Source organism: Micromonospora lutea (assembly GCF_016863535.1).
Classification (GTDB): domain Bacteria; phylum Actinomycetota; class Actinomycetes; order Mycobacteriales; family Micromonosporaceae; genus Micromonospora; species Micromonospora lutea.
Map to the genome: position 1 here is coordinate 1 of NZ_BOPB01000001.1, position 17,369 is coordinate 17,369.

Annotated in this window: 13 protein-coding genes; 7 read left to right on the forward strand and 6 right to left on the reverse strand. The window is 65.4% G+C overall.

What is annotated here, in order from left to right:
- From Vlu01_RS00005 to Vlu01_RS00025, 5 genes are all read left to right on the forward strand, one after another.
- The coding region (locus Vlu01_RS00005; protein ID WP_203990554.1) for a hypothetical protein at positions 1-324 on the forward strand (324 nt) is incomplete at its 5' end.
- 363 nt (positions 325-687) lie between these two features.
- On the forward strand, positions 688-2,043 hold the full coding sequence (locus tag Vlu01_RS00010; RefSeq protein ID WP_239095595.1) for a helix-turn-helix transcriptional regulator: 1,356 nt from the start codon (positions 688-690) through the stop codon (positions 2,041-2,043).
- 69 nt (positions 2,044-2,112) lie between these two features.
- On the forward strand, positions 2,113-2,376 hold the full coding sequence (locus Vlu01_RS00015) for a DUF1883 domain-containing protein (protein WP_203990557.1): 264 nt from the start codon (positions 2,113-2,115) through the stop codon (positions 2,374-2,376).
- Between the two features lie 741 nt (positions 2,377-3,117).
- Positions 3,118-3,378 carry a hypothetical protein gene (locus Vlu01_RS00020; protein ID WP_203990560.1) on the forward strand — a complete coding sequence of 87 codons (261 nt, stop codon included), beginning with the start codon at positions 3,118-3,120 and terminating at the stop codon, positions 3,376-3,378.
- 38 nt (positions 3,379-3,416) lie between these two features.
- Positions 3,417-9,098: an ATP-binding protein gene (locus tag Vlu01_RS00025; RefSeq protein ID WP_203990562.1), complete on the forward strand. Its 5,682-nt coding sequence runs from the start codon at positions 3,417-3,419 to the stop codon at positions 9,096-9,098.
- Between the two features lie 276 nt (positions 9,099-9,374).
- Here the strand turns inward: Vlu01_RS00025 and Vlu01_RS00030 are convergent, their stop codons facing one another.
- Genes Vlu01_RS00030 through Vlu01_RS27360 form a run of 3 tightly spaced genes read right to left on the reverse strand, consistent with a single transcriptional unit; the run spans position 9,375 to position 10,443 of the window.
- Entirely contained in the window at positions 9,375-9,977 is a 603-nt protein-coding gene (locus Vlu01_RS00030) for a transposase (RefSeq protein WP_239095596.1), read from the reverse strand.
- A complete protein-coding gene (locus Vlu01_RS27355) occupies positions 9,956-10,150 on the reverse strand; it encodes a helix-turn-helix domain-containing protein (protein ID WP_239095597.1) in 195 nt (64 codons plus the stop codon). The genes Vlu01_RS00030 and Vlu01_RS27355 overlap by 22 nt, the downstream gene beginning before the upstream one ends.
- A complete protein-coding gene (locus Vlu01_RS27360; protein ID WP_239095598.1) occupies positions 10,147-10,443 on the reverse strand; it encodes a helix-turn-helix domain-containing protein in 297 nt (98 codons plus the stop codon). Before Vlu01_RS27360 ends, Vlu01_RS27355 begins: the two co-directional genes overlap by 4 nt.
- Positions 10,444-10,694: 251 nt before the next feature.
- On the opposite strand from Vlu01_RS27360, the gene Vlu01_RS00040 reads away from it, so the two are divergent.
- Positions 10,695-11,210: a DUF6602 domain-containing protein gene (locus tag Vlu01_RS00040; protein WP_203990564.1), complete on the forward strand. Its 516-nt coding sequence runs from the start codon at positions 10,695-10,697 to the stop codon at positions 11,208-11,210.
- A gap of 779 nt (positions 11,211-11,989) precedes the next feature.
- Here the strand turns inward: Vlu01_RS00040 and Vlu01_RS00045 are convergent.
- Both Vlu01_RS00045 and Vlu01_RS00050 read right to left on the reverse strand, forming a co-directional pair.
- Positions 11,990-12,580 (reverse strand): hypothetical protein, encoded by a 591-nt coding sequence (locus Vlu01_RS00045; RefSeq protein WP_203990566.1) that lies wholly within the window; start codon positions 12,578-12,580, stop codon positions 11,990-11,992.
- The gene (locus tag Vlu01_RS00050; protein ID WP_203990568.1) at positions 12,577-14,073 is read right to left on the reverse strand and encodes a reverse transcriptase domain-containing protein; all 1,497 of its coding nucleotides are present in this window, start codon (positions 14,071-14,073) and stop codon (positions 12,577-12,579) included. Before Vlu01_RS00050 ends, Vlu01_RS00045 begins: the two co-directional genes overlap by 4 nt.
- Positions 14,074-14,173: 100 nt before the next feature.
- On the opposite strand from Vlu01_RS00050, the gene Vlu01_RS00055 reads away from it, so the two are divergent.
- Positions 14,174-14,377, forward strand: a complete 204-nt coding sequence (locus Vlu01_RS00055; protein ID WP_203990571.1) for a hypothetical protein — start codon at positions 14,174-14,176, stop codon at positions 14,375-14,377.
- 112 nt (positions 14,378-14,489) lie between these two features.
- Here the strand turns inward: Vlu01_RS00055 and Vlu01_RS00060 are convergent, their stop codons facing one another.
- Positions 14,490-17,369, reverse strand: a complete 2,880-nt coding sequence (locus tag Vlu01_RS00060) for a pPIWI_RE module domain-containing protein (RefSeq protein ID WP_203990575.1) — start codon at positions 17,367-17,369, stop codon at positions 14,490-14,492.

Below are 17,369 nucleotides of genomic sequence, written 5' to 3' on the forward strand. Positions count from 1 at the left end.
GGTCGAGAACCCGACCTACCGAGGATGAAAAACGCTCAGTGGTGGACCCTCCGCGCCGAGACCGAGATCGCGGCCATTCCCATGCTCGGACGATTCCGGGAACTGGTGCACCTACGAGTCTCCAACGCCGATGACAAATGGCACCGCAACGATCTCAACGACACCCTCTTCCTATCCACGGCCAGCGCCTACGCCGACATCGTCGTCGGCGAGAAGAAGATGACCAGCTACCTGATGAGAGCGCAGGCAAAAGTGCCGGACGGTGCCCGACTGTTTCGACGGATGGAGGATGCTTTACCCGCCATCGAGACGGCAGCAGCCTGAGTCGCACCCAGCTGAACGAGCATCAGACCGTGCTACCGCTTGGCGCCGGAAGCACCGAACCGGCCCGCGAGTTGTCCAGCTGATCGCGATGCCGGTCGTAACGCGCGTGGTCCGCGTGTCGGCGTGACCGGCGAAGTCCTCGGCCCGGCACAGGTCACCACCGCTGATAGCGAGGAACTCGGTGATCGCGGTGCGCCGCAGCGAGTGCGGGCTCAGCGCGTTCGCCGGGGCGAACCCGGCCCGGCGCGCCAGCCGCTTGATCAGCCGCATGCCGATTTGTCGATTGTGAAGGCTTGGAGCGTTGCCACCCTTCATCGGCTATGCTGTAGATAGTTACAGCACTAATGCTCGGAGGGTTGAGGTTTGGCGCTGTCGTACCAGTACGTGGCGGTGGGGAACGGGTTGCGAACGGATCACCCGATTCCTGACCTGCCGTTCGTCGATGACTCCCACCTGCCGATACACGACCCGGGCGCGATCGAGGCGAGCGGCCGTAAGCCCGGCGGTGGGACGTGGGGTCGCACGGATCCGTGTAAGGACGGTGGTTGGGTCGCGTTCACCACCGACGCGTTGCGGCCGGACCTGGGCTGGGTGGTGCGGTGGCACCCCGAGCACGGCAGGTCGGTGGTGTTGTACCGCGACGAGGATGTCGCCAGCGCGTACATGTCGTACGAGGGCCAGGCGCTGCTGTTTCGTGCCGGCGGCTATTGGTGGGACGGTGCGACGTGGTACCGGCCATCGCAGGTGTTTGACCAAGCTCGGGAGGTCTACGTCAACCGGCCGGTCCCGGCTGCGTTGACCATCAGCGCCGCCGACCAACCGCAGGGCGACCCGGGAAAGGGCGTCCTGTGGGCGATCGCCGATCTCGACCTGGACACTTTGCGGCCGGCCGGGTCGCGCCACTGGCGTGATGACTTCGCACTCTGGGCGGCCCGGCACAGCGACGGCCGGCACCTGGCCGGCTGCGTGGTGCACCTGACCGCCCCGGAACTCGCCGCGGACCAACTGCTCGGCGTGGCCGAGCTGGCCGAGGTCGCTGGAATCGGCGCCAGCACCCTGCGCGCCTATCAGGCCCGCGGCGAGAGCGAGGTACCACTACCGCAGGCCATCGTCGGCGGGCGGAGCATGTGGTCGCGCCCGGTCGCCGAGGACTGGGCCGAAACCCGCCGCCGCTCCCGCGACGGCGTCGCCCGCACCATGGCCGACCGTGACCATGACAACCTGTCGGTCGGCGTGGCCCGGCTGTGGGACTACTTCACCAACGCCTTCTCCATCGACCTGTGGGACCGCGACAGCAACCGCAAGCGGTTCGCGCTGCGCTGGCGCACCAAGGCCGCTGTGCGCGAGGTCGCCCACGACGTCGCCTGGACGGCAGCCGCCAGCCTCGACCGGATCGTCCCCCTGAACGACCTTGGCGCGACGATCCGCGCCGCTGTGCTGTTCGAGCTCGCCGACTGGCAACGCACAGAGGGCAACGAGGAGGTCAGCTACCCGATCAATCACGCGATCACCCGGACGCTCGACTGGCTCATCCAGCACAAGCCGGAGCAGGCCCGAGCCGTCGTCGCAGAGATCGTCGGCGAGGCCGACCGTGCCCTGAACATACCGCCGGCGGTCACCGGCTTCTCCCTGCGCCAAGCACTCGCCCTCGACGGCAAGCTGGCCGACGAGAACGCCTACGCCGAGTTCCTGGACCTAGTCCTGCCACCGGACCACTGACCGGGCCGACCCCGGCGAGTCGAGTTTCAGCGACTTCCACTCAGTGGCACCGTCCGCTACACATAGCGTGTGGAGCACCTGTACTGGAACCTCGGCGCTTGCGCGGGCGGAGGCATGTTCGAGGTGGAGATTCGCGGCTCGACCGCCCGGGTCTGCCTCATGGACGCCGACTCGTTTCAGGCGTATCTCGACGGCGACGAGTACGAGTACGTCGGTGGCTTCTACGACATTAGCCCCGTCGACCTGGAGGTGCCCTACGACGACTACTGGTACCTCGTCGTCGACAGCTACCCCCGGCGTATCACCGTCAAGGTGACTCAGATCTTCGACTGACCATCGCCGGAAGCACCCGAACGGGAGGCAGGGATGCCTTGCACCTCGGCGAGGCACCCGTGCCGCCTGTCGTCCTTTCGGTCGGCTACAGGCTTCCCGCCACCGCCCCATAGGCCAGCCCATACGCCGCCGACGCCGCCTCAACGGGGTGATCAACGAGTACAGCCGGGCAACCTGAACTGATCGTCGATACACCAGTTCAACACCGCTGAGCGAGTTCTGGTATGGCACAGAACCGGTGATCCAGCACAGGGCGGCAGGCTGGAAGATCGGGTTGTTGGGTCGGCCGAGGACACAGAGGCGGCCCAACGAGACCTAGATCTGGCATGATCTCGTCGTGCCTGGTCTGGATCTGCTCCTCGCGCAGAAGGTGGGAACTGCAGCCGCGACGAAGGCTGTTCTGGGCCTCACCCGGAGGACGTTCCGGGACGGGGTAGAAGTCTGATCAGGGCGGCGAGCAGCGCTCGGTCTGTCCAGTCCAGTCGTGGCTTCGAATTCTGCCGGAGCAAGATCCCGTTCTGTCATAAGACGAGGATCTCCACATCCTTGGCCGCGCTCTCCTGGTCGGCGCCGCCCGAGCCTCAATCTCGCCGAGGCGGTGAGGACGACTGTCGGCGCCGACCAGAAGATCGGCTGACTTGGCGAACTCCTCGTCGAGGTCGACGCGACGACGGAGAAAGCCTCTAACATCTCGATTCAAGCGGATCCAGGCGCCGCTGTAGGCCGGACGGAGGGACAGAGGTGACCGATGTCGAGGATGTGTCCTTCGACCGTCCCGCTGCCCTTGGCGAGCGGAGTGCGCTGGCCGGTTATGTGCCTCAGTACGAGATCGCGGCTGGTCTGGTGGTCAAGGCGCTGTCCGATGAGACGCTCGAGTGGCTGGCGATTCTTGATCCTACTGCCGGGCGGCTGGACGACTTTCAACTGGCTAGCTTGCGGCGGCTCGACGCCTATCAGTTCAAGTGGTCGCAGGCTGGTGGCCAGATCGCGTGGGCGAGCTGAGAGATTACCTCGTCGATCTAGTCAGTGATCGTCGGACGATGGCAGCGTCGCATCCTGATCGGTCGGTGTTCGCCCACCTGTACAGCAACCTTGTGGGATCGCGTGCGGCGATGCAGGGCGGACCGGAGAGTGTGAGCCCTGCGGCGGCCGTTGGTGAGCTGCTGACGCCGGCCACCGACGGGGCCTTCGGGACACCTGACGACATTCCGTCGCGATGGCGTTGGCTGTGGACCGAGCTGTCCGAGGCGTGCGGCGTTGACGAGGTCACTCTACTGGCGGAGTTTCGTCTGGTTCGCGTTGAGCTTGGCGAGCGTATACCAAGCGAGACCGATATTCCCGGCCGTGACGGCGCCGCGTACAGACGTGATCTTCGTGATGTCATGGGGTGTCTGCTGCGTCTCGCGACCGACCCCCGCCGCCTGACGAAGATCGACAAGGAGGTCCTTGTCGATCACCTCGGTGGCGCGTGGCGGCAGCGCCTCGATCTGCGCTCGATGCAGGAGTTTCCGCTGCCCCAACACTATGAGCCAGTCGAGACGACGGTGGCCGCCCTCGGGGCCGCGCTCGATGAGTTCACCACTGGTTATATCGCGGTGGTGGGAAGCGCTGGATCCGGGAAATCGACGCTGCTGTCACGGACGCTCGCCGGGCGTGAGGACGTGGTGGCCCGCTACTACGCCTACGTACCCGGCCGGTTAGACATCGGCGGGACAAGCCTTGAAGCGAGCACATTTCTCCACGATCTGGTGCTGAATCTGGAACGTGCGGGTCTGCCCCGTGGACCGGTGCCGGTCGACTTCGACGTGCCGTCATTGACCGCACGGCTGGAGGCCAAGCTCCTACAGTTGGGCGAGCGTTTCCAGGAGTCCGGCGACCATGCAGTGATCGTCATTGACGGCCTCGACCACGTCGAGCGTGAGCGTGGCGTCGACGGGTCGCTGCTGCGGTATCTGCCCCGTCCGGAGGCGCTGCCCGACGGTGTGACGATCGTGGTGGGTGGTCAGTCCGTGTCGATGCTGCACGCGGACATACGCACACAGCTTGCCGACGTAGGCCGGGTGATCAGCATGGCCGGTCTTAGCCGCGTGTCGGTGGGCCGGCTCGCAGAGGCGTGGGAGCTCCAAGTCGATGCGGATCGGCTCTGGCGGGTCACCCATGGGCATCCGTTGATCCTCACCTATCTGCTCCAGGAACTGCGCGATCTACCCGATGATCAGCGGGCCGTCTGGTTGGCAGCCGCGCACGAGGTTGGCGGCGATGTGGCGGTGCTGTACGGCCGGCTGTGGGCGGCCCTGGAGAACGATCATGACGTTGTCGGACTCGCGGCCTTGGCCTGCCGCGTGCGTACGGCCATCGACTTCCGATGGCTGCAACAGCACGGTCAGCGGCCGGATGTGATACGCAGGCTGCGAGAACGCGCCGCACACCTGTTCCGTCGGGAGGGTGAGCGCTGGTACTTCTTCCACGAGTCCTTCCGGCTGTTTCTCGCCGACCGAACCGCGCGCATCGCCGGACAGTTCGAGCCGGACGAGGATCGCCGCTTTCACCGTGAACTCGCGGCAATGTGTCGGACCACAGATGGGCCGAGGCCCCAGGCGTGGGAACTGCTGTATCACCTGGCCGCGGCCCAGGACCATCAGGGCGTCCTAGAGGCCGGGACGCCGGAGTTCTTCAGGGTGCAGTACCAGCACCTACGGCCGGTGGAGGCGGTCGGCGAGGACATTCGCCTCGCCGCGAGATCCCTCGCCGAGCACAACGATTCAATGGCGTTGGTGCGGCTGGTGATCGCGGCGGCGGAGCAGAACCAGCGTGACATCCTGATGCCCGAGCGGGAGCCGTTTCTCAGGCTGCTGGTCCTGACCAACCAGGTGCAGACCGCCATCGAGTACATGGAAACCGCAGCACCGCAGTACGGCATCGATGACGACCGCACCACGCGACTACGGATCGCCCGGCTGCTGTACCGCCGTGGGCACTTCACCGACGCGGCGAGGGTGTTCGAGGCCAACGAGCCGCTCGAGCTGCTCCACCGCCCCGCCGAGCTGGCGACGGCACGCAACCCTTACCAGTTGCTGTATGCGTGGACGCGCGCGGCGGTGCTGATCCGCGGCCCGTACAGTGTCGTCAACGCGGTCGGCGCGCTACGACTGTCGCAGTCCTCGTCGGCCGACGAGACAGACCCGACAGCAGCGGCGCGACGCGGGATGCTCGGCTGCGCCATCGATGAACTCGACCGGGCAGGCCGCGAGGCAGAGGCCGACGACCTGCTTGGGCATTTCGACGTGTCAGATCCCGACGACCGGGCCATGTGGATCAGGGCCCTCTCATGGCGGTGGGCACACCAGCGCGACCGCGCGGCCGCGACGGTCACCCGGATTACCGAGCGGTTCCAGCCCACCGATCTTGATGACGAACACCGAGTCCTCGTCGGCGAAGGCCTGTGGAAGGCCGGTCTGCGCGATCTCGCACGGAACTGGATCGCCGGCCTCGGCCAGCCGCCCCTACCCACGGACCCACGAGAACTGTGGCGTGACCAGGAACAGCTCTACCGCTTCAACCGGCTTTTGGCCGCGCGCGGACAGACACCAGATCCTGAAGACCTGATCATCACTACCATCGCCCACGAGTGGGGCTACGTCCACGTCGCCAGGCTGGTGGTCGCTGTTGCCCAACTCGAAGGGGCGGCATGGGCGGGCGGGAGGCTCGCCGGGCACCAGTTCATCGCCAGAGTGCGACCGATCCTGCAACGTATCCAGACCCTCAGCCGCACTGACCACCACACCCGATACAAGATCGGTCAGGTGCGCAGCCACCTGCTGGTCCAGCTGGTCGGGGCAGCCAGCGCCTACGGCAGAGACCACGTCCGTGCCCTCTGGGATCTGTACACGCAGCGTTGGCAGGACCATAGGGACCTGCTGCGATACGAGTTCGTCGAGGTCGTGCCGGCCCTGGCCAAGACCGGGTTCGTGACCGACGCCGAGATCGGCCACCTGCTGGACCGCGTCGACCGGATGCTTGCCGACTCGCCCGACGACGCTGACCAGGCGACGATGCTCGTGCGTCTCGCTGCACTCATGCACAACCTCGGACGAGACAACGACACGATCCGACTGCTCCGCCGAGCCGTCGGCGAAGGTCTCACGGTCTACCACAGCAAGGACCTCCAGCTGTCGGCCTGGATCAAACTTCTCGGCCCCCGCCTCGACGGGCCGGACGGCGAACACCTGAGCCGATGGCTTGCCGGTACCTTGCCCGACCTGCGTGAGCGAACCGAGGGTGCTCATGACGCGGCGTCACACCTGCTTGTCGAAGATGGCCGACGCCGTCCCGGCCACGCCTGGTCAGTCGGCCGCTGGCTTGAACACCACGATGTGATCGACTTCGGAACCCGGGTCGAGTGCCTGCTCCAAGCACACGCCGAAGAGGCCACCGGCGTGATCTGGTGGATCACCCTCGCCGAACAGGCTATCCCTATCCTCAGCCGGCCTCCCGTCAACCTCGTGACGGCGGCGGCGAATATCGCCGTAACCGTCAACGGCGCAGCCTGGCTTTCCCACCGCCTGGCCGCCCTGAGCGAGCGAACCCAGACAGCGTGTTCGACCGCCCTTCGTCCGGCATGGCAGCACATGATCGCCGACATCGCTGCGCACAACGCGATCCCGATGACCGCCGTGGGCCTGCCGGACCAGCTCCATCCCGAGTTCCGCCCACCCCGGTCACGCCGGCGCGGAACGGGCGAGGAGGAAGCCGACCAGTTTCTGGCCAGCCACCGCACCGTACAATCGATCATTGAGGCCGCCCGCCAGGGCAGTGCGGGCGAGGCATGGAATACCCCGTGGGACGAGGCTGTGGACCTGGTTGCGCAGCGGCTGTCGATCGACGACATCCGCCAGCTCGACCAACTCTTCCCCGCGAGAAGCTCTACCCTGTCAGTTCGGCGACGGCTCGCCCGACGCGCCGCCGACCTCGGCGCCGCAGACGTTGCGCACCGGATCGCCGAGAGCATCATCCAGGCGAGCGAGCCAATGAGTTGGCCCGTCCACTGGGACGGCGGCTCACTACTGGCCGCCTTCCAGACGCTGTACGAGATGGATCCCCAGCCGACCCGCGCGCTGGCCTACCGGCGACTCGCTGCCGACGCCGCCTCAAGCAGGCACATCCTGCCGCAGATGATCTTCGACCTGAACCGCTACCTCGACCTGTTCGGCATCGACGACCGCGACCAGCTCGGATCCTACGTCGAGCAATACCTCAAGGTCCTGCTCCGCGAACCCGCACAGCAGCCCGCCGTCAACCCCCGTGACGCTAGCCTTGATGCGCCCGCCACAATCGCCGCAGCGGCTGGCGACCTGCTCGCCTCACCACACCGCCTCGCCGTCGACGCCGCACAGCAAACACTCCTGGCCGCGCTACGGACCGGCGATGCCCACGCCTCTACAGTCCTCGCTGGGATCCTTGACGCAGCGGACGAGGAGCTCACCTTCAGAGCGCTGTCCGTCATCGACGCGGCCGCCACGTCAGGCACCACCGTGGACCAGTCCGTTCTGCAAAATCTCACCGGACTGCTCGCACACGACAACCTTGCACTCCGACTGGCTGCCCGCGACCTTTACCAACGTCACGTAGGGCCGCTGGAGGAGCGTACCGAACGCGAACTACCGGCGGTTTACCGCCTCGCCCTACCCCCACCGCCCACGCTGGCGAATGCCGGAGGCAGTCAGCCCGTCGGCCGAGACGACCTCGACATTTTGCTCGCCAAAGGCGAAACCCAACTGGCTGGCCTCGCCCGGGCCGCCGGTGTCGACCTGGCAGTCATTAACGCGCGGGTGGCGGTGATCGCACGCTCCCTGGCCGGCAACCAGCAAGTGAGCGACAAGAGCGACACCGCGCCCTATTCACGCCTCGGGTGGAGCTTCCAGAAGCCCTCCATCCGGCTATGGGAACAGGCAGTGGCCCGAGTTGCCGCCGAACTCGCCGACGCGCGCCTGCTGCCGGCGGACCTGGCTGTGTTCCTGTCCACCGGACCGGGATACGACCCCACGGTCATCGCCGCACATCCCCAACCGCAACCCCCGCAGGTCCGGCCCGTGCCCGAGGACTCCGACGCCTGGACGAAGCCGGAAGACTGGATCGCCGGCGTACGGGACGTCGGCCATCGGCTCGCGAGCAACTTCCCGGACGGGTGGAAAGTGATTGGCGAACACACCGAGATTCGGCGAACAGAAGACAAGTACCCCCGAGAAGTGCGCATCCAAGGCCTGGGGCGCCGAGACCGGCTTTCACGCGACGATCTCCCGTCCTGGTATCACCGGCGGCAGCTGCGCACCCTGGCCGACACGACGATGCCGCCAGATCCGGTCATTCTGATTCAACATCAGGACTGGAGCTACCGTGGACCCAACGAATGGCTCGGCCTGCATCCCCACATAGGCAGACTCTGCGGCTGGCACACCGGCACCCAATGGCCCCTCGACTGGTACGACGCTGGCAGCCAACCGGTTGTGAAGACCGTTTGGTGGCGATCCGGCTGGCGAGACTCCACCGGCTACACCGGACGGCAAGACGTGGCAGAAGGCTGGCTCCTCCTCGCGAACCAACCAGCGCTACAACGCCTCACCGAGATACTCGGCGGAGAACTGGCCATCGCCTGGCGCGCGACACGTGACCTCCTCGCAGCCCAGGATCTGCGGAATGCAGTCGACGGCATCAGAGATCTTTGATCATCCAATCCACAGAAACCGGCTGCGGCGAAACGCCGACGCTGCGGGCACGCCCTTAACGCCCTGCGTGCCGATGCTGCTCGTCCTCGGTCCGCCCGGCGCGATCGACGTCGAGTCGCCCCTGATGCGACCGCCGTAACCCCGCGAACACTCCCGCCGCGAAATCCTCTAACCGCCCCCGCATCCGCGCGAGTTCCCGCTCATCCACAGCCGCAGCCAAGACACCGCCACCACGCTCACACAAGCGACACACCGCGGCGACTTAACAATGCACTGCTAGCGGCACCGATTCCCTCGGGCCAGCCCGCAGTTTCGCTTAGCCCCTCGTTCGATCTGGCACCGCCTGAAGGCCGGCACGGTCACGAGCTGAGGTTCCCCGGTTTGCCGGGTCGACGCCGCGGACGGCGAGGTTTCCGATGCTGCGTTTGAGGTGGGACCAGACCTGCTCGGTGGGGTTGAGGTCGGGGCGTAGGCGGGCAGGCGGATCACGGTCAGCCAGTCTCGGGCGGAGATCATCTGCCGTATGGCGGGGCTGATGTGGGTGTTGAGGCTGCCCCAGACGAGCACGATCGGCCCGCGCAGCTGCTGGTGGGCGTCGAGCAGGCTGATGTAGTCACGTTCGCCGAAGCTGCGTCGTTCGTTCTTGCAGCCGCGGTGGGTGATGGTGCGGTAGATCAGCCGGGGACGCTGGCCGGGTTTGTAGCAGGCCAAGCCGGCGGTCGAGACTCGTCCGGATCCCTTGCCCGCCACCGGGATCCGTGGAGTGTGGCCGCGTCGGCCCCAGGTGTGGGCCTTCGGTGGGCGCAGCGTCTGACCGGCCTCGTCCTCGAAGCAGATCCACGCGTCGCGCTGCGCCGCTACCGTTTTCCCGCCGGCCACACCTCCCGCCGCCACGTCGCGACCGCGGCCTCGTCGCGTTCGACGGGCCGATGCGACGGGACCTGCACCGACCAGCCGATGCGGTGCAGCAGGTACGACGTGCCGCGCAGCGTGTAGCGGGTACGGAACATCCGGACGATCAGATCCGACACCCGAACCAGGGTTCTGATCATCGCCGAAGCCGTGCGCCGCCGGCCCCCTCATCCAACGCGTCAGCCAGCCGCCGCAGCCGAGCCTCATCCAGCCGGCAGCGAGATCCACCAGGCACTTTCGACGCGAGGGCGTCTTCGCCACCGGCCCGCCACCGCATACGCCACCCGTACACCGCAGTCTGCGACACCCGCAGCCTGGCCGCGACCTCCGGCACCGACACCCCCGCAGCGAACCGCCCCGCCGCCTGCCGCCGCACCGCCTCACGCTTGGCCCGCCCTCGCGCGGACAACCCACCTCCGTCGGAATACCTCATCACCCCGGCCTACAAAGATCAACGGCGAAGATCACGCCGAATCGCCGAGCCACAGTGGACGAACCTGGCGGCCCGGCCGGCCGTCGGCGACCGGCGCCTTTCAAGATCTGTAACCGTGCCTCATGGTCCGGGGCCGTTGCTGTCAGTGTTGCTGTCAATCAGCTCGGCCGTATCGCCAAGTAGAAGGCCTTACCCGCCCTGACGGCCAATAGCAACTGGCCGTCCCACGCGGAGACTGAGACCCTTTCTCCGTGACCAACCCCCACCGCCCACACGAGCTCGACACCTGGATCGAGCAAACCACTAGCGAGATGGCGAGCGAGTACGAACGCATCCGGCAACGCGCCACGGAGGATCCAGGGACGGCCGGTGACGAGGGAGAGGAGAACTGGGCTCGGTTGCTGCGCGAATGGCTGCCGAGCAGCTACCAGGTACGCACGAAGGGTCGCATACTCGCTCATGATGGAGCCGCGAGCAGGCAGGTGGACGTGGTCGTACTCCGTCCGGGCTATCCCAGCAAGCTGCTCGACAAGAAGCTGTACGTGACCTCCGGCGTAGCGGCAGCCTTCGAATGCAAGCTCACCTTGACGGCTGCACATATCAAGGAAGCAACCCAGACGGCAGCAGAGATCGCACGTATGGCGGCTCCGCGTCAAGGAAGCCTTACAAAGAGCTTGTCAGCCCGATCGTATACGGCGTACTGGCGCACGCTCACGGATGGTCCAGTGACCACGTCGCCGTCGAGAAAATCAATGAATATGTGGTGACGGGCACCCGGCAGCACGCCTTGCACGCGCGAGAGTTCCTCGACCTAGTTTGCGTCGCCAACACATGCGTAGCATTGAAGTCGACGCGCCTTACACGTATGGCAGCGGCAATTTGGCAGAAGCTGGGTGGCGAACTTAGTGAAGTGCCTGAACCATTGCATTGTTTCGTCGGATCTTTCTTCCCTGACACCAGCAGGCCGGCGGTTGGATCGCTGCTCGCCTACCTCCTGATCAGGCTCGGATGGGAGGATCCTCAGGTTCGGCCGTTCGCTGATTACTTCCGTCTGGCGAAAATCTTCTCCCGCGAGTTCGGTGGGGAGGCCCCAGTACGTCCAACCGGCCTCACCCCGGAGACTGAGGCGGTAGTCCTCTCGGCGCCAGTCAACGAAGATTCCGATGCACCGTGGCCATGGTCGTGGGATGAATGGGGCTTCTCGCTGGAGTGATCGGAGCTTGCAGCGAATCTCCTTGTCGAGCATTCGCAGGCCGTCCAGCCTTCCCCGGACGGGGAAAAAGTGGAGCGGTCGACTGAACGAGTCGCAGCGGCGGTGTCAGGCAGAGCCACACTCTGCTGTGCGGCGATCGAGTCAGTTACGGGGTGGCGAGCAGGCGCGGAAACCGGGCCTGACTAAAGTTACCGCAGGCGCCGGCAGATGAGTCCAGATGGCAGACGTTCCATCGTCCGCGGCGGACATTCCGCGATCCGCGCCCTCCCGCTCACGTGGAGAGTTGTGCGGCGGCGAGGCCTCGGCGCCACTCGGCATCGTGCCGTTGTCCGTTCAGTGTTCGGCCCAGGCGTCTGTGGCGGCGGGCGCGGTGATCACCTCGGCGGTGACCTGAGGGTGCGTGTTCAGCTTGGTGATGAATTCGCGACAGGTTTCGAAACAGTGGGCAAGGGAGGTCGCGGTGATAACGACCATGCCGTCGCGTACTGGCACGCCGATGACGCGCATCTTGCGGGGAGTCTCTCTCTCGAGCTGCTTTGCTGTGAAGCGTCCGAGACCATGAGCGACTGCATTGCGGACGAGAAAGCATGCCTCGAGGCTTTCCCATGCTGAGAGGTCAGCCACGTCGATGTTGTGCCGCCGCCGCAGGAGACCGATGACGTCGCTCCAGCCGCCGGGTGCTCGGCCAGGAGCCTCACCGGCGAGATGTGTCAGGAGAGCCTCGGTGTAGATCTCGACGATGCTGACCATCCGGAGCCAGCAGGCAGCACGGTCGGCTGACGCAGCGTCACTATCGAGGTTGACGCGATGGCGGGGCCGGTCACGTGAACGGCCGGCTGCTGTGGCGGTGTGTCGTGCGTAGGTGGTGATCAGCTCTTCGAGAGCGTCTTCGGTGACCTTGAGTGTTACGGGCTCTGGTGTCATGACCGCGCCAGGATTGTCGCATATAGGCCGCTCTCATCCCGCACGGCATCGTTGGTTTCCTGCGATACAGCCCCGTGGTGGTGCAGGCGTCGTAGCGCAACCAGGTACCAAGTTGCCAATGACGACGGCTCCTCGTCGAGGGCGCGGACGACCTCCTGCGGCTCGATCTTGTTCGCGTCTGCGAGGGCAAGTGCGGCCTCGGCGCGTACGACAGGCTCGTACCGTTGCGCACGGTTGGCCATTATCCAAGCGGTGAAAGGTTCGACGTCCATCAGGCCGAGTTCGCGGATAGCGCGGAGCAGGTAGAGCCGCTGCCAGTCGCTGAGGCTGACCTCCGTAGCGATCGCCGTAACTGTGCGGGTCACTGCAGGACGGTCGAGGTTAGCCATGGCCTTCAGATAGCGGAGTACATACGGCGTCGTGGACGCGGCGAAGGCGACGACATTCATCACTTTCGGCATCACGTCGACGGCCCGTCGTTCTGCGGGATCCGACAGCCTGATCAGGGCACCCCGGATGGCGCGGATCGCGGCACGGTCGGCCTCGTGCAGGTTGATCTGGTGGTCAGCAATCGTGCTCGTTGGCAGGTCGCGAGGGGTCACGGTCGAGTTGAGCGTGTCGAGCGCCCACTGCGGGTCGCTGTCGTCGTCATCATCGGCGTACTCGGGTACCTCATTCTCCTCCCAGTAGGCGCGGAACGACGGTGTGCGGGTCTTGGATTCGTTGAGCGTCAGCCCGTTGTCGCGGGCCGCTGCTGCCAGATCGTCAAGCGCTCGTTTGGCGTCCTCGAACGTGTCGGTTGCGATTCGGAAGTCGTCGTTGAACCGCCACGCAGCCCACTGCTTACGACGCAGCGCGCGCAGCACCCGGCTCGCGTACAGGTCGGAGAGCCGATCCGAGGGCTCGAGCAGCTGAGGAAGTCCGTAGCGCCTACGCTGGACTTCGAGCAGGAGTTCGAGCAGACACTCGATCGTGGCGTGGTCCCCGGTACGGAGGAGTAGTTCGCGGGCGAGGATGTCATGGTCGACGTAGTCGTAGAACGACGCGAGGTCGGCTTTCACTACGTACTGGACGACCGCGTTATCCGGCCAGGACAACTCGCTATGGCTGTTGGCGTCTACACGGTTGCCCCGAGTTTCGGCGTACGTCAACGGCGCGTAGGCGAACGTCCGGTATCCCTCGTTGGAGCGGTCCACCTCGTGTTTGGCCTCGGCCATGAGCAGATCGGTTAACGCCCGGTAGGTCACTCGCTCGGCGAAACCCCAGAGCGCGACCGGCCTGCTGCCGGTCTCGGGTTTGGCGACCGCGACGACCAGACCGCGGCAAGGCGTCAGTCCGGCTTGGAGTTGGCCGGCGAGCCACGACGCGAACGCTGGAGCGCGCTCGTTCAGTTCGGCAGCGCCCGGTGACGACGGTATCAACGGTTCATCGGCACTGGCCTCTCGGCGTGTGGCTCCTTGCAGATCGAGTCGGGAGAGGACGTCAGGTGGCACCGACTGCATGGCTTATGAAAGCACGCGGTGGGCCCAAACGGGGGCAGCGAACCTGGGCGCGATGGAGCAGGGCCTCACTTCCTGACCTCACGCTCAGCTGGTGCGTGAGCTTCCGCAGGCTGGAGAGCAGGCGGCCGTCTGGGTTGCGGACTTCGTAGCCGAGTCGCTTGAGCGTCGCGACCGCGGTGGCCGGGTTGGATCGGACCACTGCGGCGATCTGACGGATGCGGTATTCACGCCGGGTGGCATCGAGGACGTCCTTCCATCCGGGCTTGGGGTCGGGGATCCGCTCGACAAAATATGATGGGGTGGTCTGATCTGGCTCCAGGGCACTGGCCGTCGGTGCTTGGCAGGCTGAGCACCTCCTGCGGAGTGAGGAGGTGTCCAGCCCGTCCGCCTGCGTTCTGAGGGGGTCTTCAGAGCTCGAAGTCGAAGGTGAGCTGTACATCGCCTTCGGGTTCGGGTTGATCATCAATGTTGTCGCCGTCGTCTTCGAGCGTGTCGTCGGCGGGTAGGGCGTATTGGTTGGTGAGTCGTGCGATGTGCATGATCAAGGGCCTGCTGAGGGCGGCCCGGTAGTCGTCAAAGCAGTGGCGTTGCTGGTGCAGAAACCCGGCCCAGTCTGCGGGGTCTTCACCCTCGGGGTGAGCGGCGACGACGAACTCGAGCAGTTCCGCGTTCCAGGCGTTTTTAGAAGGGTCGAGATAGTTCCTCGCACCCTCTAACTTTCCATCGGGAGAACGGCCGCCTGAGGGATCGGGAGCATCGGCCTTTGCTGGGTTCTCCTTGTAATGAGGCGTAAGTTTGGCCAAGTCGATGACGATGGAGCTGTGGGTAGCCGGCTTGTCGACCGTGCTGTAGTAGGCGCGCGTCTGCTCGGTGTTTCCGGTTCCGTCGTCGTGTCGCCACAGCCCGTCAGAGATGCCGACGCTGTCGCCCTCGAAAGCCCATGAGTCAGGGGTTTCGAGGCGATCGTTGCCGCAGATCCGTACCAGCCTCATTTTCTTACCGAAGAGGCTGATTTTCTGAGGTCGCAATTCGCCGAGCTGGAGGTGGTCGGGCAGCATGTGAGCGTTCTGTACCGTAGTGAGTCGATACCGGATGTTGTGGGCTTCGGTCACGATGAGGGTCTGCGTGTTTCGGAACCGGGTTAGGGTACCCCGGATGAAGGCAGCGAGCCGCTCCTTCTGTTCGTCTTCCTTAGTAGGGCTAGCGCGGTAGTTCGTGCCTGCCAGGGTCTTGAGCAGGGTCGGGTAGGGCACCCAGTCGGCCATACCTTCGGCTTTGCCCATGATGTGCTTCTGACCGGGCCGAATCAGGACGGCGATCGGGACGAAGATCTGGTGAGTATTGGTGTCGTCGTTGCGCCTTTTGACGACCCAAAAGGCGAGCTGCTCGAGGTCGTCGGGGATGGCGCTCTTGAGGCGATGTTGCGGGACGAATCGGATGCCGAGTTGACGTAGGCAGTCGTCCCAGGCGGCTTCGGCCCTGTGTTGGTTGCTTGCTTCTTCTTTGTCGAGATCTTTGCCAGGAAACTCGTCGGGGCGGATGAACTGGCTGACCATGCCGGCGTCGGCGCAGCCCATGCGGATAGCGAATTTCGGGTCGGTGGTGCGTGCGTTGAAGGATTTCGCGCCGTCGAGCTCGATGAGGGCTAGTTGCAGGGTGTCACCGAATTCCTCGGCCAAATCTTTCATCGCGGAGGCGACGAGTTTCCGGTGCGTGTCGACGGCTTCGTCGTGCTTCCGGCCGCGCCTGGGAACGGAGCCCTCGCCGAGCGCTGCGCCGAGCCTGCCGAGGGGGCGGGCGTAGATCGTGAGGTTGAGGTCTCCGACCTTCCATTTCCAGGTGTCGTTGCTGGTGGGTTGCTGATGGGGCATGTCGAGTAGTCGTTCGACGGTAGCGAGCAGGCGGTCCCGCATTCCCTTGCCATCGCCCTGATAAAGCAACACAACGGAGAGCCGGCCGTCGACCGCGGCGGCCAGTTGCTGGCGTCGGATGAGCGCGTTCGCCTTCGAGATTTCCGCGTTGGCGGCGTGGGCGGCTTCCTGCCTTTCAACGAGCTGGATGCGTTCCTCGTCGGTCTGGTCCTTCTTGTCCTTGGGGACGCTTTCGAGCTTGCTGAGGCTTCGGCTCGCCTTGCCACCGATGAGCACGCGGGTCAGGGGCTGGTCGAGGTCGAAGTCGGGCTGCAGGCACTGGCCGATCCAGCGGATGAGGCGGCTGCGTTCGGCTGGCATGATGCCCATGCCGACCTGGTGGTCGGCGCCGCGCATGGTGGTGTGGTAGGTGACGGCGGCAGTGACGCCATCTCGGCCGAAGATCCAGGCGTCTGACTTACCGGCGAGCTGCTCGGCAGCTGGAAGATTTTCCACGGCGCCGATCCGGTTGAGGATCTGTTCGGTGCCGCCGTTGCGCCAACCCATTTCTCGGGTGTCTCGGTCCCAGATCAGGTGAGCGACCGCGAATCTCTGCGATGTCGGTGCGTCGGCTACGAAGGGGCTGGTCGACTGTAGGAGGGTAGAAGCTCCCCAGCGGCCCTTGGTGTGCAGCTCGCCGCTGGTCCAGCGGCGGATGCCGGTGTCGACGTGTAGCCGCAGGGTGGGGTCGAACGCCTTTGTACGCAGTGCGATCTTGATCGTGGCGCTGTAGTACCAGGTCCGGGTGTTGCTGCCTTTGCCGGTGTGGTGTTCCAGCGGCGGCCAGGAGACGAGTTCGGCGTAGCCGTTGGCAGGATTGGCCGCGACCTGCCTGAACCGTATGGATCTGCTGCCGTGCTGGTAGGGCTGGCCGGCGATTTTAGCTGCGGCGTAGTCAGGCAGCAGGCTGAATAGATGAGGCTCCGGCACGGCGGTGTTGCCATCGGATAGCTCGTGGGCGAGCAGGTCGACGATCTTCTGCGTCCATTGCAAGGGGCCGGAGCCGAGTTTGGTGATTGTCGGAAGGACGAGCGCTTTGCCGTCGTCGGTGGTGGGCAGGTCGTAAAGCCAGGCGTTGATGAAAGTCCGCATGATCGCCGGCGGGAACGGCTTCGCCGCGAACAACCAGGGGTTCCCCTCGTCGAGGTTGGCCCGGGTCGCGGTGGATACCAGATCGGGGGCGACGGTGCGCATCAGCGCGTTGAGGCGCCCGATCGGCACCTGCTGGGCACGCGCGCGTGATTCCGCGCGCCAACCGGCGGTGTACAGATCGAGGATGGGGCGGCGCCAGGAGACGGGGAAGGTAAGCGTGTGCAGCGGGATTTTGAGATCGCCTGCTGCCACGAAGGCTGCGGTCTGGGTGCGGTCGTAGCGCAT

Bases quoted from the DNA above. Each gene is read 5' to 3' on its own strand.
- Vlu01_RS27360 (WP_239095598.1), bottom strand. From the start codon at position 10,443: ATGAGGTATTCCGACGGAGGTGGGTTGTCCGCGCGAGGGCGGGCCAAG.
- Vlu01_RS00045 (WP_203990566.1), bottom strand. From the start codon at position 12,580: ATGACACCAGAGCCCGTAACACTCAAGGTCACCGAAGACGCTCTCGAA.
- Vlu01_RS00025 (WP_203990562.1), top strand. From the start codon at position 3,417: ATGGCAGCGTCGCATCCTGATCGGTCGGTGTTCGCCCACCTGTACAGC.
- Vlu01_RS00060 (WP_203990575.1), bottom strand. From the start codon at position 17,369: ATGCGCTACGACCGCACCCAGACCGCAGCCTTCGTGGCAGCAGGCGAT.
- Vlu01_RS27355 (WP_239095597.1), bottom strand. From the start codon at position 10,150: ATGATCAGAACCCTGGTTCGGGTGTCGGATCTGATCGTCCGGATGTTC.